The 20,898-nt window shown below is 56.3% G+C and carries 22 protein-coding genes; 10 read left to right on the forward strand and 12 right to left on the reverse strand.

Going from position 1 to position 20,898, the window contains the following annotated elements; all coding sequences use genetic code 11:
- Positions 1–92 precede the first annotated feature (92 nt).
- Entirely contained in the window at positions 93–701 is a 609-nt protein-coding gene (locus B1757_RS08820; protein WP_101537959.1) for a TM2 domain-containing protein, read from the reverse strand.
- 83 nt (positions 702–784) lie between these two features.
- Between B1757_RS08820 and B1757_RS08825 the strand changes: the two genes are divergently transcribed.
- From B1757_RS08825 to B1757_RS08840, 4 genes are read left to right on the forward strand one after another with little or no spacing between them, the layout of a single operon-like run.
- Positions 785–1,711, forward strand: coding sequence for a selenium metabolism-associated LysR family transcriptional regulator (locus B1757_RS08825; RefSeq protein ID WP_101537960.1), 927 nt, complete (start codon positions 785–787; stop codon positions 1,709–1,711).
- Positions 1,712–1,738: 27 nt separating this feature from the next.
- Positions 1,739–2,491 (forward strand): type 1 glutamine amidotransferase, encoded by a 753-nt coding sequence (locus B1757_RS08830; protein ID WP_101537961.1) that lies wholly within the window; start codon positions 1,739–1,741, stop codon positions 2,489–2,491.
- Positions 2,488–2,850, forward strand: a complete 363-nt coding sequence (locus tag B1757_RS08835) for a hypothetical protein (protein ID WP_101537962.1) — start codon at positions 2,488–2,490, stop codon at positions 2,848–2,850. The genes B1757_RS08830 and B1757_RS08835 overlap by 4 nt, the downstream gene beginning before the upstream one ends.
- On the forward strand, positions 2,850–3,497 hold the full coding sequence (locus tag B1757_RS08840) for a VTT domain-containing protein (protein WP_101537963.1): 648 nt from the start codon (positions 2,850–2,852) through the stop codon (positions 3,495–3,497). The genes B1757_RS08835 and B1757_RS08840 overlap by 1 nt, the downstream gene beginning before the upstream one ends.
- 14 nt (positions 3,498–3,511) lie before the next feature.
- Here B1757_RS08840 and B1757_RS08845 read toward each other — a convergent pair whose 3' ends face one another.
- The 7 genes from B1757_RS08845 to B1757_RS08875 form a co-directional block, all read right to left on the reverse strand.
- Positions 3,512–4,264 carry a gamma-glutamyl-gamma-aminobutyrate hydrolase family protein gene (locus tag B1757_RS08845; RefSeq protein ID WP_101537964.1) on the reverse strand — a complete coding sequence of 251 codons (753 nt, stop codon included), beginning with the start codon at positions 4,262–4,264 and terminating at the stop codon, positions 3,512–3,514.
- Entirely contained in the window at positions 4,257–5,129 is an 873-nt protein-coding gene (gene aguB / locus B1757_RS08850; protein WP_101537965.1) for an N-carbamoylputrescine amidase, read from the reverse strand. Before aguB ends, B1757_RS08845 begins: the two co-directional genes overlap by 8 nt.
- 76 nt (positions 5,130–5,205) lie before the next feature.
- Positions 5,206–5,541, reverse strand: a complete 336-nt coding sequence (locus B1757_RS08855) for a FeoC-like transcriptional regulator (RefSeq protein ID WP_101537966.1) — start codon at positions 5,539–5,541, stop codon at positions 5,206–5,208.
- Positions 5,538–7,883 carry a Fe(2+) transporter permease subunit FeoB gene (gene feoB / locus B1757_RS08860; protein WP_101537967.1) on the reverse strand — a complete coding sequence of 782 codons (2,346 nt, stop codon included), beginning with the start codon at positions 7,881–7,883 and terminating at the stop codon, positions 5,538–5,540. The genes B1757_RS08855 and feoB overlap by 4 nt, the downstream gene beginning before the upstream one ends.
- Positions 7,880–8,137, reverse strand: coding sequence for a FeoA family protein (locus tag B1757_RS08865; RefSeq protein ID WP_101537968.1), 258 nt, complete (start codon positions 8,135–8,137; stop codon positions 7,880–7,882). Before B1757_RS08865 ends, feoB begins: the two co-directional genes overlap by 4 nt.
- A 15-nt stretch (positions 8,138–8,152) precedes the next feature.
- Positions 8,153–9,400 carry a carbohydrate porin gene (locus B1757_RS08870; protein ID WP_101537969.1) on the reverse strand — a complete coding sequence of 416 codons (1,248 nt, stop codon included), beginning with the start codon at positions 9,398–9,400 and terminating at the stop codon, positions 8,153–8,155.
- A gap of 151 nt (positions 9,401–9,551) precedes the next feature.
- A complete protein-coding gene (locus B1757_RS08875) occupies positions 9,552–10,184 on the reverse strand; it encodes a thioredoxin fold domain-containing protein (RefSeq protein WP_101537970.1) in 633 nt (210 codons plus the stop codon).
- Between the two features lie 435 nt (positions 10,185–10,619).
- On the opposite strand from B1757_RS08875, the gene B1757_RS08880 reads away from it, so the two are divergent.
- On the forward strand, positions 10,620–11,711 hold the full coding sequence (locus B1757_RS08880; protein ID WP_101537971.1) for a C40 family peptidase: 1,092 nt from the start codon (positions 10,620–10,622) through the stop codon (positions 11,709–11,711).
- A 95-nt stretch (positions 11,712–11,806) separates the two neighbouring features.
- Here the strand turns inward: B1757_RS08880 and ccsB are convergent, their stop codons facing one another.
- A complete protein-coding gene (ccsB, locus tag B1757_RS08885) occupies positions 11,807–12,976 on the reverse strand; it encodes a c-type cytochrome biogenesis protein CcsB (RefSeq protein WP_101537972.1) in 1,170 nt (389 codons plus the stop codon).
- A 308-nt stretch (positions 12,977–13,284) separates the two neighbouring features.
- Entirely contained in the window at positions 13,285–13,614 is a 330-nt protein-coding gene (locus B1757_RS08890; protein WP_101537973.1) for a hypothetical protein, read from the reverse strand.
- A gap of 90 nt (positions 13,615–13,704) precedes the next feature.
- On the opposite strand from B1757_RS08890, the gene yoaA reads away from it, so the two are divergent.
- From yoaA to B1757_RS08915, 5 genes are read left to right on the forward strand one after another with little or no spacing between them, the layout of a single operon-like run.
- Positions 13,705–15,612, forward strand: coding sequence for a DNA repair helicase YoaA (yoaA, locus tag B1757_RS08895; protein WP_172437651.1), 1,908 nt, complete (start codon positions 13,705–13,707; stop codon positions 15,610–15,612).
- Positions 15,609–16,283: a tRNA (adenosine(37)-N6)-threonylcarbamoyltransferase complex dimerization subunit type 1 TsaB gene (tsaB, locus tag B1757_RS08900; protein WP_101537975.1), complete on the forward strand. Its 675-nt coding sequence runs from the start codon at positions 15,609–15,611 to the stop codon at positions 16,281–16,283. Before yoaA ends, tsaB begins: the two co-directional genes overlap by 4 nt.
- Entirely contained in the window at positions 16,280–16,750 is a 471-nt protein-coding gene (gene rimI / locus B1757_RS08905) for a ribosomal protein S18-alanine N-acetyltransferase (protein ID WP_101537976.1), read from the forward strand. Before tsaB ends, rimI begins: the two co-directional genes overlap by 4 nt.
- A 5-nt stretch (positions 16,751–16,755) precedes the next feature.
- Positions 16,756–18,378 carry a peptide chain release factor 3 gene (locus B1757_RS08910; RefSeq protein ID WP_101537977.1) on the forward strand — a complete coding sequence of 541 codons (1,623 nt, stop codon included), beginning with the start codon at positions 16,756–16,758 and terminating at the stop codon, positions 18,376–18,378.
- A gap of 21 nt (positions 18,379–18,399) precedes the next feature.
- Complete coding sequence (locus B1757_RS08915; protein ID WP_101537978.1) at positions 18,400–18,879, forward strand: tetratricopeptide repeat protein; 480 nt, start codon at positions 18,400–18,402, stop codon at positions 18,877–18,879.
- Positions 18,880–19,113: 234 nt separating this feature from the next.
- Here B1757_RS08915 and B1757_RS08920 read toward each other — a convergent pair whose 3' ends face one another.
- Positions 19,114–20,625: a YifB family Mg chelatase-like AAA ATPase gene (locus tag B1757_RS08920; RefSeq protein ID WP_101537979.1), complete on the reverse strand. Its 1,512-nt coding sequence runs from the start codon at positions 20,623–20,625 to the stop codon at positions 19,114–19,116.
- Positions 20,626–20,630: 5 nt separating this feature from the next.
- On the reverse strand, positions 20,631–20,894 hold the full coding sequence (locus B1757_RS08925) for an accessory factor UbiK family protein (protein ID WP_101537980.1): 264 nt from the start codon (positions 20,892–20,894) through the stop codon (positions 20,631–20,633).
- Positions 20,895–20,898 lie beyond the last annotated feature (4 nt).

Raw genomic sequence — 20,898 nt, forward strand, 5'->3', positions numbered from 1 at the left:
GACATGTGTAGGACTACTAGTCTTGGCCCCGCCCACTTATTTACGTGAGCTCCAGCTAATAAAGCTTAGTATGGCTTGAGCGGTCTAACGGTCTAACGGTCTTCAGATGTCTTGCCATCAGTTTTGGCATCCGCCTTGTCTTTGGCGCCGCTGGCTATTTCCCGCAGCAATCGCTCCTGCTCGGCAAAGGACATGCGTCTCTGTCCCGGAGCAAAACCTTTGTTGGCCGGGTTCTGCGCAGCAGGATGGCCCGCCCGCTCGCTTTCCTTGGTTGCGGTATAGTCTTGTAACTCCCGCTGCCACTGGGCGGGTGCCTCACCGGTATCGGCGCGGCCCTGGTAATTGGCCGGGGCCGCTGGCGTCTGGCGGGCAAACCAGGTGGCCTTGCGCAGCTCCTTGTTGTAGATGCTGATCCACTGATTGATGCGGCTGAGATCCCAAAGAGCAACTCCCAGCAGCAGCACTGCCAGAACAATAGCTTCCCATCCCAGACCGAGTAGAGCGAGGATGACGATGGCTGCCGTGACCAGCGGGAATATCCAGGCCCAGGATTCTTCCAGGTAAAAACGATGGGCACCGACAGGAAACAAACACCAGTATAGATAGGCCCATAGAGATTTTTTCTGGAGTTTTTGCAGGCGAATTTGTAAACTCTGTACTCCGGCGCCTTGCAGATCGAGCTTTTCCCAAGCCTTGGGCATGGGTTATCCTCCATAAAGCTGTATTGAAGCGCTCAGATATTACCCCTAAACTCATTAAAAGTCGCGGGTGACTAAGGATTTCCATGGCAGATAGACGGTTACAGGTTTTTCATACGGTGGCAAGGCTGCTCAGCTTTACCAAGGCGGCAGATACGCTGCACATGACCCAGCCGGCGGTCACTTTTCAGGTCAAGCAGCTCGAAGAACAATTCAATACCCGTCTCTTTGATCGCACCCACAATCGCATCAGCCTTACTGAAGCGGGCATGGTGGTCTACGAATATTCAGAACGCATCATTTCTCTTTATACGGAAATGTCCAACCGGGTCGGGGAAATGACCGGTGATTTGCGCGGTCATCTGCTCATCGGTGCCAGTACCACCATTGCCGAATATATGCTGCCCCGTCTGCTGGGGGATTTCAAAATGAAATATCCCGATGTCCAGGTCCGCCTGCATGTGGGGAATACGGACAAAATCGTCCACATGATTGAAGATAACAGCATTGATCTGGGTCTGGTGGAAGGGGTCGTGACCAATAAAAGTCTGGCCACCCTCAAGTGTTGCATGGATTCCATGATTGTCATTGCCCAGCCTGACCATGCCCTGGGCCTTCATGAAAGTGTGTCTGCCCAGGAGCTGCTGGATTATCCCTTTGTTTCCCGCGAGGAAGGTTCAGGGACCCGGGAAGTGACCATGGAGTACCTGCACCAAGCCGGTATTGATACGGAAGATCTGCATATCACCATGGAATTGGGCAGCCCCGAAGCGGTCAAGGGGGCGGTAGAAGGCGGTTTGGGTGTCGCCATTGTTTCCGAGGCGACGGTGCTCAAAGAACTGGCCCTGGGTACTTTGCTGGCGCGGCCCCTGAGTCCGGCCCTGGCCCGGCCCTACTTTTTTGTCTATCAGAAACAGAAATTCCGCAGTCTGGTCATGGATGAGTTCCTGGAGTTTGCCAAGGAACGCTGCAGCAAGGATATGCTGGCCATGCCGGTGCGCCGCGAAGTCTAATCAGTGAAGCAGTAGTACGGAGAGTTCATGAAGCATTTTGCTGTCGTGCAGCACAGTTATTCCGAGTTTCTGGGAATCGTGGAAAGCCAACTGGAGAAGCGCGACATTGGTTTCAGTTATTTTCGGGTATTTTTGAGTGGCGAACTCCCCGGAAATGCCCTGACTTTTGATGCCCTGTTTTTGCTGGGCGGCCCCATGTCGCCGCTGGAAACTGAAAAACACCCGTGGCTGGAGCAGGAAATCAAGACCATTGCCATGTTTCGCAAAAACCGCCGACCGGTGGTGGGTTTTGGTCTGGGAGCACTGCTGCTGGCTCAGTATGAAGGGGCGGAAGTGCAGCTGGAGCCCTATCATAACGCTTATTTCACCACCGCCCATGCCACGGAAGCGGGCAAGGATGACCCTTTGGCCCAGGCGGTAGATGGTGCCAAGGTGATGGTCTGGTCGCCGGGAACCGCCATTCTGCCCCAGGGTGTTGAGCCGCTGGTGGTGGATGATGAGGGGCGCTGGATTGCATTCCGCCCCGAAGACGGGGCGGTGGGTCTGCTCTTCCGTCCGGAAATGAAGCCGGGTCTGATTGAAGACATCCTTATGGAAGAAGACCGCGAAACCCCCGAAAATGTCGGGGAACTGCTGGAACAATGCCGCCAGCTCTGGCCGGAAATGCAGAAAACCACGGATCGGGTGATTGTCGCCCTGGTACGGGAACTGGCGTTGATGACCGAAAAGCGTAAACCGCCGGTATTCGCCCTGAAAGTAGACACAGGTAGCGATGTATGAACAGTCGGGAACGTCAGTTTCTGAAGGTTATGCGCAAACTGGATGCTGCCGGACAGGAGCAGGTGGTGGCTTTTGCAGAATTTCTGCGCAGTCGCCAGAAGCCGGAACAGCCCCAGGAAAAAGTCATCGAAAAGCCCAATCTGCTGCCGCCCCGTGAGGGTGAGACGGTCGTGGGAGCCATCAAGCGTCTGCGCGAGAGTTACACCATGCTGGATGCCAAGGACATGCTCAATGATACGTCCAGTTTGATGTCCAAACATGTCATGGGCGGGATCGAGGCAGAAACCGTCATTGCCGAGCTCGAAGTCATGTTTGAAAGGCACTACCAGCGCTACTGCGGGACGACGGAAGATGCCTGATGCATGATCTCCATGCCCTGCTGCAGATTCTTCTACATTTTGACCCGTATTTGCTGCAGTTTCTCCGGGAATACGGGGCCTGGGTATATGCCCTGCTGTTTCTGATCCTGTTTGCGGAAACCGGGCTGGTCATCATGCCTATTCTCCCCGGCGACTCCATGCTTTTTGTCTGTGGCACGCTGGCTGGGGTCGGGGCCATGAGTCTGCCCTGGCTGCTGGTGCTGCTGGTGACGGCCGCCGTGTTGGGCGATGCAGTCAATTACGGGGTGGGCAAGCGCTGGGGCGTGCATCTGTTCGGGGGGAAATTGCTGAATATCCACCATCTGGAAACCACTCAGCGTTTTTACGCCCGGCATGGGGGGAAAACAGTGGTGATCGCCCGATTGTTACCCATTATCCGGACTTTTGCGCCCTTCGTGGCGGGTATTGCGGCCATGCCCTATCGGCGGTTTTTCGTCTTCAACCTGAGCGGTGCAGTGCTCTGGGTAGGGGGGCTGCTCGGCGCGGGTTATTTTCTGGGTCGCTTCCCCTGGGTGAAAACCCACCTGAATCTGGTGTTGATTGCCATTATTGTCATTTCCCTGCTGCCTGCGGGCTTCGCCTGGCTGCAGCAGCGCATGCAGCCGGTCAGTCACCCTGCGCCCTGAATCTCCGGGTTTGCTCAGCCCTTGTTTTCCTGACGTTCAATGGTCCGCACAATGCGGCGTTCCGCACGTTTGACCAACCAGTTGAACAGTGCCTGTTGATGGGGATCGCCGGCAGCGGTGTGCTCCGGATGCCACTGCACGGCAAAAATATCCGGGTTATCGGGCATGTCTACGGCTTCAATGACCCCATCCTCAGCAATGGCATTGATGCGCAGGGAGGGTGCCATGTTGGCAATGGCTTGATGGTGCCAGGAGGAAATTTCCAGGGTGTCGCGGCGCACGATGCTGCCCAGCAGAGTGTCGGGCAACACAATGACCTCATGCATGATGGGGTCTCCATCCTGCTTGCGGTGACAAATGCGGGTGCCGATATTTTTGGGTAAATCCTGGAGGAGATCTCCACCCAGAGCGACATTGATGATTTGCAAGCCGCGACAAATGCCTAAGACTGGAATTCTCCGGGCGATGGCTTCCCGGGCTAGGGCGATTTCTGCAGCATCCCGATCCGGATGTACCATATGGATACTGTCATCGCAGGCTGCGCGATAAAATTCCGGGGAAATATCGCCACCACCCGTCAGTACCAAGGCATCGCAGCGCGACAGGATGATCCGTGCTTCGGGGCATTGTGGCGGAAACAGGATTGGCAGGCCCCCGGCCTGACAGACAGCAGCAGCATACTGGGGGGCGAGGGAATAGGGTTCGCCATTGCGTTCATAGGCACTGAGAGCAATGACGGGGGGTTCCTGCGGCAGGCTCTCAACCATCAGCGCTATTGCCATCGAGGCTGAGAATGGGCCCATAAAGTTCCGGGCGACGATCCCGGAACAACCCCCACTCAGCGCGTTGTGCCGCCAGCTGTCGCAAGTCCAGATCGGCGTAGAGAATGCCTTCTTCCAGATCGGCCTGAGCGAGCAGGGCGCCGGTAGGGTCGCTGATGAAAGAACCCCCGTAAAAGGTGAGGGTACTTTCTGCACCGACTTCTCTGCCGATCCGGTTGGCGGCAACAACAGGCACCAGATTGGCGGCGGCATGCCCCTGCATGACCCGGGTCCAGTGTCCCCGACTGTTGACTTCCGGAGCACGGGGTTCGGAGCCGATAGCGGCGGGATAAAACAGCATTTCGGCCCCTTGCAGAGCCATGATGCGGGCTGGCTCCGGAAACCATTGATCCCAGCAGATAGCCACGCCAATCCGTCCATAATGGGTATAGAAAACCTTGAAACCGGTATCGCCGGGGCTGAAATAAAATTTTTCCTGATAACCAGGACCATCAGGGATATGGGCTTTGCGATACAAGCCCAGGTCCTTTCCGTCGGCGTCAAAAACCACCAGGCTGTTGAAAAAGGCGTTGTTGGCGCGTTCGAAGAAACTCACCGGCAGCACCACATGGCGATCTTTCGCTAGTTTTTGCAGAGCCAGTAATGCCGGATGAGATGCGCGAGGCCGGGCCAGTTCAAAAAAATCCGGGTTTTGATCCTTGCAGAAGTAAGGCGTACTGAATAACTCCTGGAGGAGAACGATGTTGGCGCCGGCATCGGCCGCCTTGTTCACCATACCCAAGGCTTTGTTGATGTTGTCTGCTTCGTTTTCCCCAACGGCCATCTGAATGGCGGCTACTTTTACCTGCACGATGTACTCCTGTCCCGGAATCGGTGGTCCATTACCCGTTTACGAGTATAGAGGAGCTAACGATGCGGACAAGAGGCTATCTCGGGTTTCCGTCAGGCTCAGGAGCGGTGACGGGGATATGAAATGTCAAAATATCTTTGCGCGGGGTTGCAGATGGCTCCCGCCAGCGCCAGGCCTGCATATTGGGGGGTAGGGAGGCATGACCGCAGCCGGTGCAGCTCCCCGCAGCACAACTGCTGCCACAAGATTTTGTGGCATGCAGCGGAACGACTTCGGCCTGACCACGACGCTGCCAGTATTGCAGCATGTCTTCTACCGTTGCCGCTGACAGACTCAGGGTGGCGGCAATCTGGCTGCTGGTCAGTAAGGTCTGATTACGCAGGAGGTCGCGTACCGCAAAAAGGGTGCTCATAACGCTGCCTCCTTACGGAGCTGGACGGGACTGGTATCCTGACGTCGGCCATAAATGCGCAGCGCCAGGATCAGCAGGACGAAAGTCCCCAGAATGCCGAGAATCCAGGCCAGTGAACTGGTCGGGTGAAGGGCCATGGTCCCGATCTGATAAATCATGGTGCTGCTCCCCCATGCCAGACCCGTGCCGTAGAGCAGGGAAAATCCCATCCATCCCCAACCGACCTCACGGCGCAGGGCACCCATGGTGCTGGCGCAGGGCACATAGAGCAGGACAAATACCAGATAGGCAAAAGCCGACAAGGGGGTGAAGCCGGCAGCGATAGCCTGCAGGGTGGCGCTCTCGGCACCCGAAGCCTGCTCGGTGGCTGACGTAGAGCCCATAGCCGCCAGACCCAGAGGATCATCCAGGGTGCGGAAAAAAGTCAGGGCATTGGCGGGAATGCTGTACAGGGCATCACGGAGTTGGGCGATGAGGTCAGGATGGCGGTAATCCGCCATCATATCGGCCGCATTCTGCCGCTGATAAATGCCATTGAGGGTGCCAATGACGATTTCCTTGGCGGCTGCCCCCGCGATGAGGCCCGATACGGCAGGCCAGTTGTCCTTCTGGATACCCATGGGGGCAAATATCGGAACCAGCGCCTGACTGCCCTGGGCGAGCAGGGAATGATCAATGTCCGTACTCCGCAAGCCCTGGCTGGTCCAGCCAATACCGGGCAGGATGAACAAAACCACACCGATGACGGCAATGACTTTGCCGACCCGAAACAGGAATATCCGCAAACGCTGCCAGCTTTGCAGGACCACACTGCGAAAGCTGGGCAGGCGATAAGGTGGCAATTCCATGACAAAGGGCATGGCTTCGCCGCGCAGGGCAGTCTTGCCCAGCAGCCAGGCGGTGAGCAGAGCCACGAGAATGCCCAAAACATACAGGGCAAATACCACCTGACCGCCATTGCTGCGGAAAAATACCACTGCGAAGGCCATATAAATGGTGAGCCGTGCCGAGCAGGACATGAAAGGCTGCATCAGTACGGTCAAAATCCGTCCACGCGGGTCTTCGATGATACGGGCACCCATGATGGCCGGGACATTGCAGCCGAAGCCGATGACCATCGGCACCAGCGCATTGCCCGGTAATCCCAGGCGGCGCATCAGGCGATCCATAGCATAAGCGGCGCGGGCCATGTAGCCCGAATCATCAAGAAAAGCCAGAAAGAGAAAGGTGAGCGCTATAGGTGGAATGAAAGAGATGACCAAATTGAGACCGCCACCCACACCACCGGCGATGACTGCAACCAGCCATTCCGGTAAGCCCGCGATGAACAGGAGGTGACCGACACCATGGATGAGCAGGGCAGCCGAAGCCTGATCAAAAAAATCCAGGAAAATGTTACCGCCACTGAAGCTCACCACAAATACCAGATAAAGGACCAGCAGGAACACCGGCACCCCCAGCCAGTCATTCAGGACGATGCGGTCGAGGTGGTGGTTGATGCTTTCGCGCAGGCCGGACTTGCCAGTGCGTTGCAAGGTGAGGGAAGCCATTTCCTGAGCCCAGGAAAAGCGGCGGTCCATGATCAGATCTGCTGGTTCTTCGCCGCTGCGGGCCTGGACTTGTTCGTGCAGACTTTTCAGCAGGGTTTGTGTCTGCCTGGTTTCAGCCTCTGCCGTACCCTCCAGCAGACGCAGGGCGGCAATGCGGGTACGGACGGGATTTTGTTCCGGTAGAGCTGCGGCAAGAGTTTGCAGCGCTGCTTCCACCGGCGCTGGATAATGCACCGGGTGTCCCTGGGGCGGCTGGTGCAGGGCCCGGGTCATGGTCTGCAGTAACTGCGTCTTGCCCTGATTTTTGCGGGCGACCATAGGGACCACCGGAATGCCCAAGGTCTTTTCCAAATCGGCACAACGCAGTTTCCAGCCCCTGGCCGCTGCTTCATCAGTCATGTTCATGAGCAGCAACATGGGATGTCCGGTTTCCAGCAACTCCGCCGTCAGGGCGAGGTGACGTTCCAGGTTGGAGGCATCGACGATGTTGATGATGAGATCGACAGGCGTATCCAGCAAAAAATCCCGGGCTACCCGCTGATCTTCGCCCCCCCCTCCCATGAGACTGTAGACCCCGGGGAGATCTACTACCGCGATTTTATTGTGGCCGAGTTGCAGGTGACCGCTGCGTTTTTCCACCGTCACTCCTGGCCAGTTGCCCACCTGTTGATGAGCGCCAGTGAGGAGATTGAAAACCGTGGTTTTTCCGCAGTTAGGGTTGCCAGCCAGAACGATGATTTTTCCCGAAGACCCCAAGGCGGTCGGAGTATTGTTGGAGTGACAAGTGCTCATATCGTTATTTCCTTGACAATAATTTCCTGGGCCAGGCTTTTGCCAATGGCAAAGCGCCCTCCCTGGATCTGGACGACCACCCCGCGTTTATTGGGCCCATGAACAATTTTCAATGCAACGCCCGGTCGGATGCCCAGCATTTTCAGGCGTTGCTGCTGGGCACGATCTCCTGTGATCTGGGTAATTTGTGCAGGATGGGCGCTGCTGAGTTGATCCAGACGACAGGACGATGTTGGTGATGCTGGTGTAGGCATGGTTATATGTCCGATTCAGAAAAATTCAACATGAAGACGCAGCATGCCCACCAGGGCATCGGGATAGTAGCCCGAGGGATGCTGGATATACTGAAGGTCTGGCTGGATATTGATGTGCTCGGTCAGTTTGGCCAGATAGGTCAGTTCGTAGCTGGTTTCCGCAGAATGAATCGTGGAGGGATCTACATCCAGACCCGCAGCCACGGCATCCGGGCGTAACCAGGCTTTGGCCATGCCCACGGAAATACTGTCGTCAGGACGGCTGGCAAAGGGGTGTCCCAGGCGCAGACCCAGACCCAGATACCAGGGAACGGGGTTGATATTCTCGGGCGCTGCTCCGGCCTGTAAAAATGCGCCCAGTTGCCGGTCGCCCGTCAGAGTCCAGTTGCCTTCGATGATGCCATAAACCCCTGCGGTGCTGGGCGAAAGATGATAGCGTTCGGGATTGGCCTGCTGGTACCGCCAGGCACCCACTTTCAGCTCGTACTGACCGTATTCATCGGTATTGTCTTCCAGATCTTCGTCCGGCTTGTGGCCCCAGTGCAGTGCCCCTTCCCAGAGGACCATATAACCGCGTGTAAAAGCCGATGTCTGATGTTGGGGGTCGCCCTGGAAAATGGCAAACTTGTTACTCAGATGTGCGCTGTGGGTGCTGACCAGCAGTCCCAGACCGGAATAGGGATAGGTGGCGGTGCCCGGAACATTGACCGTGATGGTGGGAGACATGCCAAAGGAGCTATTGATGAGTTGCAGGGCGTTGGCGGTCACATCGAAGTAGTAGTTGACATCCATATAACCGACCCGGGTGTTGAGCCAGTCCGTCCAGCACTGCCGGAAAGCGGCATCGTAAAACCGTACCGCATTGGGTGCCCAGATATTGCTCGCGGTCTGAATGTCGCCACTGTAGTTCTGCTGGACACCGCTACTGTAAATGCCCATCAGGGAAAGCGTGAATTTACCGCCCTTCCAGAGCCCGGCTTTTTCGGTGTCATATTCTCCACCAATCTGCCCGACGATATTGCCCTCACTGCCTGGCTTGATACCCCCGGAGAAATTGGAAAAGATTTCGCTGTCCAGATGCCCCGCCCAGGAAAGTCCATTCCCGATATGCGTATAAGCGGGCAGGTATTTGGCCGAGAGACCTGGGATGTTGGGAACGGCTGATTCGGGAGTGCCCTGCGCCGCATCGGCGAAGGTGGCTTCTGAATAACCAAGAAAGGACGCTGCACAGAATGCAGTGACCACTGAAACACGAGGCAACATGAGCACGCTCCGTTATAAGAATATTAACGATAATGATTCTTAATATTATAAGAACGGTGCTCTCTGTCAATATCTTCTGCAAACTTTCTGAAAGGAAGATCTGCTGCCGGAAATGGGGCGGATTGCGTCTGGAACTGTTCGTTGCCTGCGTTTACTGGAGGCCCTTCAAAGTCTGCGCCAGATTTTTGGGACTTAGTAGTTGCCAGACAATTTGTGCTTGGTTCTGGCTGTTTCGGTAAAGCATGGTAGGTACAGTCTTCTGACCTGTGGCTTCGAGAATGCTCAGATTATTTTTCAGGGCCTTTTCGGTTGCTGCACTGGGCAGGATTTCCTGGATGGCGCCATCATGACCTTTCTCTCGGAAGCCTTTTTCATTTTCCCAGAGAGCCTGCAGCGGATTTTTGGCTTCGAGGATGGCAGCAGCCTTGCCCATGCTGGAAGGCTCCAGAAAGCCTACCGGGACATAACGGATAGTGAGTGCGTCAGGCTTCAGGAGGGGTTGCAGTTCTTTGATAAGGAGGTGGCAATACGGACAGTTAGGATCAAACAGAAGATAAATGATGTGCGGACCGGAGCCCTGGCTGAACCAGCGCGCGTGATTCAGTCGCTGCCAGATCTGTGCTGGCGTGGCTGCTGTGCCCTTTGGAGCAAAGCTGGCTGCTGTCGCGTCCAAGGTGGTAGCCTGTGCAATAGTACCTAGACCGCCCGTCAGAATCAGGGTGGAAAACGCCAACCCTATGGAAAAAATACGATTATTCTGGCTTTTTGCAAGAAAATAAGACATTTTCGCGCTCCGATTCAGTCTTGTCTCCCATTATTCAAGCAATACTCAGGCCAGTTTTACAATGTGTTACGGTTGTAATAAAAAAACGACATTTTAGGACTTGCCTGATCGAGCAAATCCCCCTATATTCCCAAATAAGGACTATGGAGTATCGATTTTACTAATGGCTAATATTCGGATGCATTTTGGAGAAAGTATCGGGGTCACGGGGAATTTGGCTCTTCAGTATCTTGCTGTTTTGGTTCTGCGTTCAGCCCGCGTGCGCCATGTTCAGGTAATTTAGATCGAGCCGAACTTATGTTCGGCTTTTTTATTGGGTTCAGGGGGGTAGCCTCGAAGTTTCTCTGTCGGGTATGAGAAATGGCAATGTCTCTGCATAATCAGCCTATTGGAATATTATGCAGCGACAATTCCCAAGCGGTTCTGGAGAGAAGAATGATAAAGAAGCATCGCTGGCAGATTGCTTTGGCAGTAGCCATGTGTTTCGGTTGTGTAGGTGTAGCACAAGCGGCCACACATCCGGTTAAGACGTATTCGCATCGGGGAATGAAGCATCATTACCATGCGGTTAAAGGGCAGGGTCATCTGCGCACGCTGCGGTATCATTCCGTCAAGCAGGTTCATGGGCTTTCCCGTCATCATCCAACTTTGGCTACAGTTGCCGATGATTATACGGCCCTGACTCCCACGGCCTTGCAATTGATGCATCTGGCTCCGGTGGAATTTGCGGGAGTAGGTGCGGCTCCGCAACCGGTTTCCGATTATTCCTATCACTTTAAAGTATTTACAGCCGTCAGTAAGGATACCGTCACCAGTCCGGAATTTGTCGACCAATCCTTGGTTCTGGTGAAAACCGGTTTGGCAGTGACTGGCACCCATGTGGATACTCCGGTCAAAGTGGCGGCTCCCGTAGATGCGGTGAGCGTCACTTCAACACCTGAGCAATCGCATTTGCGGCTGGCCCTGGAAATGCTGGCCAGTCAGGCTTACCACTGGGCCCGGCATCCGCTCCAGGCTTTAGAGGCCGATGGGGATGCTGCCAGTGGTCCGCAGGCGGCTGCACAGCTGGCCAATGATATTGCGCAACAAGCCAGCCAATATGCCGAAGGGAACAGCGCAAGCGCTTCATCCAGTGACTCCTGGTTTTCGCCCCGCGCCATGGTCGTTTCTGCGCTGCAGTTCATTGGTGCGCCTTATCGCTGGGGAGGCATGAGTCCTTCAGGATTTGATTGCAGTGGCTTTGTGAAATACATCCTGGCCAAGTTTGACATTCAGGTACCACGGACGTCTTATGCCCAGGCGGCGCAATTGCACAAGGTGTCCCGGGAAAATCTTAAACCCGGTGATCTGGTGTTTTTCGATACCATGCACAGACCTTACTCCCATGTCGGCATTTATATTGGCCATCAACGTTTTGTCAGTGCCCAGACGCCCAGCTCTGGGGTGCAGGTAGCGAGCCTGAACAATCCTTACTGGGCTGCCCATTATGATGGCGCGCGAAGACTGCCGGATACCCACACTTATTGAGTAATTTCCTCTCCCATTTTGCGGAATATAAAAGCCCGCCGTCATTGGACGGCGGGCTTTTAAGTGTTGATCATCTCAAAGAGCAGGAACTTAGTTTAGAGCTTTCCATAGGAATGCAGGCCACCCAGGAACAGATCCACACCGATAAAGCAGAAGGTAACGACAATCAGGCTGATGAAAGCCCACCAGGCCATTGGTCTGCCTTCCCAGTTGCGCTGACTGCGTGCATGGAGGAAGCCGGCATAATTCAGCCAGACGATTAGTGCCCAGGTTTCCTTGGGATCCCATGACCAGAAACCACCCCAGGCCTTGGCTGCCCAGACAGCACCGAGAATGGTACCCACCGTGAAAAACAGAAATCCGAAGGCAATGGTTCCCGAAAAGGTCTTGTCCAGCAGTTCCAGACTGGGTAGGCGATCGCGCAGGAAGTTTCCGCTGGTCTGTGCACGTTCTTTGAGAAGATATGCCAAACCCGCCATGGCGGAAATATAAAAATTGGCATAGGCAATGAACATGGAGGGTACATGGATTTTCATCCAGAAACTCTGTAATGCCGGAATGAGGGGTTGAATTCGGTTGAGATGATAGGCAGCACCCACCCAGATGAGAAAAATATCGGCAACGAGAACCAATGGCAGCACGAATGCGCCAAGCCCCCGGTTTTCGGTGCGGTTTTCATGAAAGAGGTAAAAGAGAATGGTTGTGGCACAGAACAGCACCATCACATCGTAAATATTGCTGACAGGAATATGGCCCCAGGAAGGATGGCCGATATAGGTTTCCCGCCAGCGAATGGCCAGTCCGGAAAAGCCCAGGGCTACAGCCATCCAGGCCAGCCGATGGCCCCAGTTTCCGGCGTTTTGCCGACCCGCAAACAAATACAGATAGTAACCCACGGCACTGAGTAGAATGGCCGCGCTCATCCAGTAAAACATGGCGTTACTATGAAAAAAATAGCGTATGGCAAGACTGTCATTGCTGCTGAGTCCGGCTTGATAAAGACCGACCCCGGTGCCGGCTATGGCCAGGACGACCAGAAATAAAATTCGGAATGCCGGCCATTTCAGGCCAAACCACATGAGGCCGACATACCACATGCCCAGGATGATGAACTGCCACATCCAGAATTCAGCACGAAAAATGGCCCAGGTAGCCACGGCACCGACACTCAGGAAAGTGGCCCAGGCAATTCTCTGAGCCTTGGAGTTTTCCATGCTGCTGGGCTCTTTAAGGGAATAATAAGGGGATTGGAGTTGCGCAGACATTTTTCAGTCTCCTGTTTCGCGGTGATATGAAACGACTATGAAAATTTTTATGCTTGTTACAAGCAAAAAATGCGCCCGGAAAACCTGAACAGGTTTCGCAAGCGCAGGTGCGGAAGAAGCGGGTTTCAAATACGGAAAACGCATTTCCAAGACCTGCGATTGACTGTACCTATCCGAACAGTCCGGATCAGGGAAGGGTTCCCGATCTGGCCAATGGACCCGTTCTCCGCACCGGAATGACCATCAGGACGAATCCAACATCACCCCACAGGTTTAGTTCCCGGACCGCTTGATGCCCAAATAACCGCTTAGTCTTGGGCCTCGACTGGTGGTGGTCCACTCTGGTCCATTCGGGCCAGTAACTGAAAACCTCCGATGACCCCCAGAATGCGAGTGCGCAATGCGTTCTTGTCCGGAGAGATCGGCCAGAATTTGCACTGGGTGTGGGCGGCATGTGCCTGATCCGGTATACCATCACTGTCCAATGCAATAAAAAGGTCTGGCCAGGAGATGTCTAGCGATATGGCTCTGGCCTCCAGCCATTGGCTGCCCAGTTGGTTGGCCAATTGGGCGGCGGCGAGCGCTTTTTTGGGCTGATGAGGGTGCCAGAAAAGAATATGTGCGCGGCGTTTGTACATGAATACCCTTTTTGTGACGGAAATATGTAAAAATAGCAGGACTATTTGTAAATCGGGAGTGGGCATGAAATACGGGCAATGCCAGTGACCATGACAGACTGGTCAGAAAATCTCGGGCAGAACGGAGCCTTGGCGCAGCGTCTGCCGCAGTTTCGGGCGCGTGTCCAACAGCAGGACATGGCTGCGCAGGTTGCCCAGACCTTGCAGCAAGGCGGGGTGGCTTTGATAGAAGCCGGCACCGGTACCGGAAAAACCTTTGCCTATTTGTTGCCGGCCATGCTCTCGGGACGCAAGGTACTGGTTTCCACCGGCAGCAAGGCCCTGCAAGACCAGATTCTGGAAAAGGATATACCCGTGCTTCTGGAAGTCGTCGGAAAACCGCTGCAGGTCAGTCGCCTCAAGGGCCGCTCGAATTATTTGTGCCTGCATCGTTTGCAGCGCTTCAGCAGCGAGGGGGTGGCTCCGCTCCTGGCTGCCCCTCTCGCCAGAATTGTGGATTGGGCGGGCCGCACCCGTGCAGGAGACGTTGCCGAAGTCGGCGGCATTCCGGAAGACTCTGGGGTCTGGCCCCTGGTGACCTCCACCCGGGATAATTGTCTGGGCAGTGACTGCCCCGATTATCAGCGTTGTCATGTGGTGGAAGCGCGGCGCAAAGCCCAGGAGGCCGATGTGCTGGTAGTCAATCATCACCTGCTGTTTTCCGATCTGGCGCTCAAGGCCAACGGGATGGGCGATCTGCTGCCCCGGGTGGAGGCGATGATTCTCGATGAGGCCCATCAGGTGCTGGATTTGGCGGGCCGCTATTTTGGCCGCCAGCTCAGTAGTCATCAGCTCTGGGACTGGGCCAGAGACAGTCGCAGTGAAGCATTAGCTGAGGCATCTGACGATGCTGCGCTGCTGCAGGCTGCAGCCGAACTCGAAAAAGCGACCAGCGCATGGCGCAGTGCGTTGGGTTCTGGAGAAGACCGCGTACCCTGGTCACTGGTCCCCGGTTCTCCACCTCAGGCTGCCTTTATGCTGGTCTATCAGGCAGTCAGTACCTTGCAGCAATGCTTGCAGCAGGCTTCTGCCCGAGGTAAGGGGCTGGAACAGTGCGCAGCACGTGGTGCGATTATGCTGGACAGTGTGGCATTTTTTATGCGCCATGACGCCGCAGAGATGGTTTTCTGGATGGAAAAGAAAACCCGGACGGTGCAGTTGCACGCGACGCCACTGGATGTGGCTCCGCCCCTGCAAAAATATTTGCTGGAACCCGTTGAGGCCGTGATCATGGCCAGTGCCACCCTCCGGGTAGGGGGCAGTTTCGCCAATACGGAAAGAGCACTGGGGCTGAGTGGCGCACAGACCTTTGCGGCAGCGTCGCCTTTCGATTATGCCCGACAATCTCTGCTCTATCTGCCCTCGGGCCTTCCCGAGCCCAACCTCCCTCATTATACCCGTGCATGTCTGGAAGCGGCCATTCCCGTGATTCAAGCTTGCGGTGGCCGTACTTTCATGCTTTTTACCAGTCATCGCGCCCTGCAGGAAGCCGCAGCGCATTTGCCGCATGCTTTGGACTTTCCGGTGCTGGTGCAGGGCAGTATGCCGCGTTCGCGCTTGCTGGATCGCTTTCGCAGTTTGGGAAATGCCGTCCTGCTGGGCGCGGCCAGTTTCTGGGAGGGGGTGGATGTGCAGGGCGAAGCCCTGTCCTGCGTCATTATCGATAAACTGCCTTTTGCCAGCCCCTCCGATCCGATTTTGCGGGCACGTACTGAGCAATGTCAGTCCGTCGGTGGTGATCCTTTCCGGGAACTGCAGATTCCCCAGGCGGTGATCGCCCTGCGCCAGGGGGTGGGACGCTTGATTCGCTCGGAAAATGACCGGGGTATCCTGATGTTGTGCGATCCCCGTCTGCGCAGCAAAGGATATGGAAAAATTTTCCTGGACAGCCTGCCACCCATGCGCCGGGTGACGGACCTGCTTGCCGTGCAGCAGTTCTGGCAGGATGCCGCGTCATGAGTAATCCGGTGCTTCTGGCCATGGATACGGCTACCGAGGCTTGCTCCGTGGCGATCAATGGCCCCGCCGGGCTGGTTGAGGAATGTCAGGTGCTGGCCAATGCCCACAGTCAAATTCTCTTGCCCATGATCACCCGGGTATTGCAGCGCGCCGGTTTGCAGCTTGCCGATGTGCAGGCCATTGCCTGCGGCGTAGGGCCGGGTGGCTTTACCGGCGTGCGTATTGGCGTGAGTACCGCGCAGGCTCTGGCAATAGCCCGGGGCTTGCCGGTTTATCCGGTTTCCAGCTTGCAGGCTTTGGCGGCAGGCATTGCCCAGCCCCGAGTGCTGGCCGCCCTGGATGCTCGTAAAGGCGAAGTGTATGCCGCTGAGTATGTGCAGGATGCCGACGGCTTACCCGTATTGCAGGGAGCAGAGCGGGTTTGCCCGCCGGCGGCGGTGTCCTGGCCCAGCGAGGGATTGTATTGGGGAGTGGGCTCGGCCTGGCCCTTGTACCATTCCTGCTGGCAACAGGAAAACATGCTCGGCTGGACGCAAGACCATTACCCCCAGGCCGCCGCCGTCCTGCGTCTGGCCAGCGCCCGTCAGGCCAGAGGCGATGCCGGTTGCGCGGCTGCCCAGCTGGAACCCCATTACATCCGGCCATTTTTGCCGGAGGACCAGCAAAAATGAACCTGCGTCCCATGCTGGCAGAAGATCTGGATGCGGTAGCGGCTCTGGAATCCCATATTTCTCCGGGACCCTGGACTCGGGGGATATTCCGGGACTGTATCCAGGCCGGTTATGATGCCTGGGTCATGGATGACGAAGCGAGTCAGCTGATTGCCTTTGGCGTGCTCTCAACGGGCGCGGCAGAAGCGCATGTTCTCAATCTGGGGGTAAGTCCGACTTTGCGACGGCGGGGCTATGGTCGCAAAATGCTCATGCACCTGCTCGGGCGTGCCGCACAGTTGGGAGCGGAGCGGGCCTTTCTGGAAGTCAGGGTCTCCAATGTCGCGGCCCAGCAGCTTTATCGTTCCGTCGGCTTTCATGAAATTGGAGTACGCTTGAATTATTATCGCAATACCGAAGGTCGCGAGGATGCACTGGTCCTTTCTCTGCCACTGCTGCGCGATGTCCGTTTTTTCAAAGAAGGTTAAAAATTATGTCTTCCTCTCCTGAAGCGGTAGAGTCGACGGCGGAGGCATTCCTGGATGCCATCCAGCGCCGCCGGACTTTTGCCATTATTTCCCATCCTGACGCGGGTAAGACCACCCTGACCGAAAAACTGCTGCTCTTTGGTGGTGCCATTCAGCTCGCAGGAACCGTCAAGGCCCGCAAAAGCAGCCGCCATGCCACCAGCGACTGGATGGCCATCGAAAAAAATCGCGGTATTTCAGTGGCCAGCTCGGTGATGCAATTTGAATATGCGGATCATGTCATCAATTTGCTGGATACCCCAGGTCACCAGGATTTTTCCGAGGACACTTATCGGGTGCTGACCGCCGTGGATTCGGCCCTGATGGTGATTGATGGCGGTAATGGTGTGGAAGCCCAGACCATCAAACTGCTGGAAGTCTGCCGCTTGCGCGATACCCCCATCATTACCTTCATGAACAAGTTTGACCGGGAAAGCCGGGATCCTACCGAGCTCATGGATGAAGTGGAGTCGGTGCTGGGAATTCAGTGCGCTCCCGTCACCTGGCCCATTGGCATGGGGAAACGCTTTCGCGGCGTCTATCATCTGCTGCGCGATGAGGTGCTGGTGTTCGCTCCCGGTGAAGAAACCCGGGACCAACAACTGGAACGCATCGCCGGTCTGGATAATCCCGAACTGGATCGCCGTTTTCCCGAAGAAATGCCGGAGTTGCGCGAGCAGGTGGAACTGCTGCGCGCCGCATCAAACCCCTTCTGTCTGGAGGATTTTCTGGAAGGTCAGCAGACGCCGGTATTTTTTGGCTCGGCCATCAACAACTTCGGGGTGCGTGAGTTGCTGGGCGCGTTGATTGACTGGGCCCCCTCACCCCGTTCCCGCCCGACTACCGGGCGCGAGGTCAGCCCTGAAGAAACGGCTTTCAGTGGCTTTGTGTTCAAGATCCAGGCGAACATGGACCCTCAGCATCGCGATCGGGTCGCCTTTTTGCGGGTGTGTTCCGGACATTTTCAGCGGGGCATGAAAATCCGCCATCTGCGGCTGGGCCGGGACATTCAGGTGCATAATCCCATCACCTTCCTCGCCCAGGAGCGGGAGTTGGTAGAAGATGCTTATGCCGGGGACATCATCGGTTTGCATAACCACGGGAGCATTCAGATCGGAGATAGTTTCAGTCAGGGTGAGGCCTTGCAATTTACCGGGATTCCTTATTTTGCACCGGAATTGTTTCGTCGGGTGCGGCTGCGCAATCCCCTGAAAGCCAAGCAGTTGCAAAAAGGTTTGCAGCAGTTGGCAGAAGAGGGGGCCACCCAGGTATTCAAGCCCTTGCAGGGGGGTGACATGATCCTGGGCGCCGTTGGGGTGCTACAGTTTGATGTGGTCGCCGAACGCCTGAAAGGCGAATACGCGGTGGAAGCCCTCTTTGATCCGGTTACGGTGCAGACCGCACGCTGGATTCACTGTGAGGATCCGAAAATGCTCGCAGAGTTTACCCGCAAGCATGAAGAACAATTGGCCGAAGACGCGGGTGGGCGTTTGGCCTATCTGGCACCGTCCCAGGTAAATCTGGATTTGACCATGGAGCGCTGGCCGCAGGTGGTCTTCCATGCCACTCGGGAACATGCCGATACCTGACAGTTCTGCCAAGGAGTTGAAATGAAAGCAGCCAAAATGAGCTTGTTTTTGTTACTTGCCGCCCTGCCAGTACTGGCGGCGGCGGAAGATATGGAATCTCTGCGCGATCAGGCCGAAACGGATCCGGTTGCCCTGCACCATCTGCAGGATCTGGCTCAGGGCGATCATGCCGAAGCGGCATTTTACCTGGGGACGCTTTATGCACCGCGTATTACCCGCAAGGAAGTGACTGTCACCAAAAGCTGGCCGGAAGCCTTGCACTGGTATCGCAAGGCGGCCCGGTTGGGATTGGCAAAGGCGGATTTTGATCTTGGACTGGCCTACGAAAAAGGCTTGGGGGTGCACAAGGACCCCCAGCGGGCCCAGATCTACTTTGACCGGATGGCCCATATCGCCGAAGTGGAAACCGCTCTGCCCCACGATAAGGAGGCTGCGTCCCGCAGCGTTGGTCCCCATGGCGTTTCCTCTGAGTCGTCGGGGATTTCTCGGGAGGGCAGTTAGATCACCACGTCCGTGGATGGGGTCACTGCTAGGTAAGGGGCGATACCAGCATTTATTTTTTGCGGATCAACACCAGGACGACAATACCAAAAAATATCAGGCCGCCAGCCAGAGCCAATAAAACCATAGGATTGCTCAAGCCGGCAAAGGGACTTGCGCCGTACATAACCTGCTCCTGTGTCTAAAAAACCAGCTTTTATCTGTGTAAATCTTTGTTTTTTTAACCGTTAGTGACTACTGCCTGAGATGCTGTGCCAAACGCCGATACTGAATAGCCTCGGCCAGGTGTTGGGTTTGTATGACCGCACTGGCTTCCAGATCGGCAATGCTCCGGGCGATCCGTAAAATACGGTGATAACCCCGGGCTGACAGATGCAGAGTGTCCGCAGCGCGAGCCAGTAAACGGCTCCCTTCAGATGGTAAAGCACAATGCGCGTCCAGCGCCTCCCCCTGAAGTTGGGCATTACGCCCGGATTGGCGTTGCCACTGTATATCGATGGCAGCGCTGATCCGCTCTCGCCAATAGGCAGAGTTTTCGCCCTGGGGGGCGTTTTGCAGCATCTCCACCGGCAGGGCCGGGACTTCCACTTGAATGTCCATGCGATCCAGCAGGGGGCCGGACAGGCGGCTGCGATATTGGGCAATTTGCGCTGGCGTACAAACGCAAGGCTGGCGAGGATGGCCGAGATTGCCGCAAGGGCAGGGATTCATGGCGGCAATCAGTTGAAAGCGGGCGGGAAAGGTACTTTGGCGGGCAGCCCGGGAAATATGAATTTCCCCGGATTCCAGGGGTTCCCGCAACACTTCCAGCACGCTGCGGGAAAACTCGGGCATTTCGTCGAGGAAGAGAATGCCTTGATGGGCCATGCTGATCTCTCCGGGACGGGGCTGTGAGCCCCCACCCACCAATGCCGCCGAAGAAGCACTGTGATGGGGAGAACGAAAGGGACGCTGTCCCCAGCGTTGTACATCAAAACCGCCACTTTGCAGACTATGAATGGCCGCGACTTCCAGGGCTTCATGACGGCGCAGGGGGGGTAACAGCCCCGGCAGACGCGCAGCCAGCATGCTTTTCCCGGTACCCGGTGGCCCGGAAAGGAGAATATGGTGCCCACCTACGGCGGCAATGATCAGCGCGCGCTTGGCTGTCTCCTGACCGCGCACGTCGCGTAAGTCCGGGTAAGGGGTGGTATCCGCAGAGATGCCGTCCTCGGACGTTGTTTCGGAAATCTTCTCAGTTCCGCGTAGGTGTGCCACGGCTTCGGCAAGGTTATGGCAGGCAAAAACCGGGGCAGACCGGGCCAAAGCGGCCTCTATGGCATTGCCGACAGGCAGCAGTAGGGCATGTCCGGCAGTGCCGGCAGCCAGGCTATTGGAGAGGGCGCCGGTCACTGGCCGCAGGCTGCCATCCAGGGCCAGTTCGCCGATCATCTCCAGCTGTTCCAGGGCCTTTAATGGTATCTGCCCACTGGCGGCGAGGATGCCGATGGCAATGGGCAGATCGAAGCGTCCGCCATCCTTGGGCAGATCGGCGGGAGCCAGATTGACGACCATGCGCCGCGCGGGAAATTCAAAGCCGCTGTTCTGGATCGCGGAGCGTACCCGGTCCCGGGATTCCTTGACGGCGGTTTCGGCCAGCCCGACTACGGCAAAGGTGGGCAGACCGGGTCCCAGATCACACTCTACGGCCACTGCCGCAGCGTGAACGCCGGTGAGGGCGCGACTCTGGACAATCGCCAGGGGCAAGCGCTTCAGTCCTTGGCGGTATGTTCGTCCAGCGCGGCCTTGGGGGCCACGGTATCGAGGCGGGCTTCCAGGGCGGCAACCCGGGCTGCCAGTCGGGAGAGTAGCTCCTGCTGAATGTCAAATTCATCGCGGGTAACCAGATCCAGGCGATCCAGGGCATTGGAAAGAATGGCCCGGGCCTGTTTGTCCACATCTTCCTTGACGGTACCCAGGCGGGCAAAGGCGTCTCCAAAGGCGGCAGCAATATCATCAGCGATACGGTGTTGCATGGTA

Source organism: Acidithiobacillus marinus (genome assembly GCF_002847505.1).
GTDB lineage: Bacteria > Pseudomonadota > Gammaproteobacteria > Acidithiobacillales > Acidithiobacillaceae > Acidithiobacillus > Acidithiobacillus marinus.

Coding starts and splice junctions, on each gene's coding strand:
- B1757_RS08820 (WP_101537959.1), bottom strand. CDS start 701: ATGCCCAAGGCTTGGGAAAAGCTCGATCTGCAAGGCGCCGGAGTACAG.
- B1757_RS08825 (WP_101537960.1), top strand. CDS start 785: ATGGCAGATAGACGGTTACAGGTTTTTCATACGGTGGCAAGGCTGCTC.
- B1757_RS08830 (WP_101537961.1), top strand. CDS start 1,739: ATGAAGCATTTTGCTGTCGTGCAGCACAGTTATTCCGAGTTTCTGGGA.
- B1757_RS08835 (WP_101537962.1), top strand. CDS start 2,488: ATGAACAGTCGGGAACGTCAGTTTCTGAAGGTTATGCGCAAACTGGAT.
- B1757_RS08840 (WP_101537963.1), top strand. CDS start 2,850: ATGCATGATCTCCATGCCCTGCTGCAGATTCTTCTACATTTTGACCCG.
- B1757_RS08845 (WP_101537964.1), bottom strand. CDS start 4,264: ATGGTTGAGAGCCTGCCGCAGGAACCCCCCGTCATTGCTCTCAGTGCC.
- B1757_RS08855 (WP_101537966.1), bottom strand. CDS start 5,541: ATGAGCACCCTTTTTGCGGTACGCGACCTCCTGCGTAATCAGACCTTA.
- feoB (WP_101537967.1), bottom strand. CDS start 7,883: ATGAGCACTTGTCACTCCAACAATACTCCGACCGCCTTGGGGTCTTCG.
- B1757_RS08865 (WP_101537968.1), bottom strand. CDS start 8,137: ATGCCTACACCAGCATCACCAACATCGTCCTGTCGTCTGGATCAACTC.
- B1757_RS08870 (WP_101537969.1), bottom strand. CDS start 9,400: ATGTTGCCTCGTGTTTCAGTGGTCACTGCATTCTGTGCAGCGTCCTTT.
- B1757_RS08875 (WP_101537970.1), bottom strand. CDS start 10,184: ATGTCTTATTTTCTTGCAAAAAGCCAGAATAATCGTATTTTTTCCATA.
- B1757_RS08880 (WP_101537971.1), top strand. CDS start 10,620: ATGATAAAGAAGCATCGCTGGCAGATTGCTTTGGCAGTAGCCATGTGT.
- ccsB (WP_101537972.1), bottom strand. CDS start 12,976: ATGTCTGCGCAACTCCAATCCCCTTATTATTCCCTTAAAGAGCCCAGC.
- B1757_RS08890 (WP_101537973.1), bottom strand. CDS start 13,614: ATGTACAAACGCCGCGCACATATTCTTTTCTGGCACCCTCATCAGCCC.
- yoaA (WP_172437651.1), top strand. CDS start 13,705: ATGACAGACTGGTCAGAAAATCTCGGGCAGAACGGAGCCTTGGCGCAG.
- tsaB (WP_101537975.1), top strand. CDS start 15,609: ATGAGTAATCCGGTGCTTCTGGCCATGGATACGGCTACCGAGGCTTGC.
- rimI (WP_101537976.1), top strand. CDS start 16,280: ATGAACCTGCGTCCCATGCTGGCAGAAGATCTGGATGCGGTAGCGGCT.
- B1757_RS08910 (WP_101537977.1), top strand. CDS start 16,756: ATGTCTTCCTCTCCTGAAGCGGTAGAGTCGACGGCGGAGGCATTCCTG.
- B1757_RS08915 (WP_101537978.1), top strand. CDS start 18,400: ATGAAAGCAGCCAAAATGAGCTTGTTTTTGTTACTTGCCGCCCTGCCA.
- B1757_RS08925 (WP_101537980.1), bottom strand. CDS start 20,894: ATGCAACACCGTATCGCTGATGATATTGCTGCCGCCTTTGGAGACGCC.